At 41.4% G+C, this 526-nt stretch carries 1 protein-coding gene; it reads left to right on the plus strand.

All coding sequences use genetic code 11. From position 1 onward, the window contains the following. A partial coding sequence (locus K9U40_RS23375) for a replication initiation protein (protein WP_282892455.1) occupies positions 1 to 450 on the plus strand: 450 nt, incomplete at its 5' end. Positions 451 to 526: the final 76 nt, after the last annotated feature.

Genomic DNA, 526 nt, shown 5'->3' on the forward strand with positions numbered 1-526 from the left:
ATTCTCAAGGATGACGAGAAACGTGAGGAGTTCCGCTGGATCCAGTATCGGGCACAGTTCGCTAAAGGCGAGGACAGAGCACAAATAACATTTTCTGCCGCAGTAATGCCTTATTTGACACAACTACAAGGGCAATTTACTAGAGTTGTAATCAAGAATATATCTAGATTATCAAGAAGTTACAGTATAAGGATATACGAACTCCTCCAGCAGTTCCGCAGTACTGGCGAACGTATTATCGCTCTCGATGATTTTCGCTCAATGCTTGATATAGAGCATAAATATCAAACATATAAATCACTTAACCAGCAATTATTAAGACCCTGCATTGACGAACTGAACAAAAAAAGCGACCTGGCTGTAACGGTTGAGACGATCAAAAAGGGGCGCACGGTTGTAGCCCTGCATTTTCGCTTCAAGGAAGACAAACAAATCAAGATGACGATCTAAAATCGATTTTAAGGCACCTAAAACGCTCCCTGCTGCGTTTTTTTTGTGTTAGTAGTGCGAAGGTACTATTGAAGTG

This window comes from Xanthobacter autotrophicus, from assembly GCF_030015065.1.
GTDB classification, from domain to species: domain Bacteria; phylum Pseudomonadota; class Alphaproteobacteria; order Rhizobiales; family Xanthobacteraceae; genus Xanthobacter; species Xanthobacter autotrophicus_D.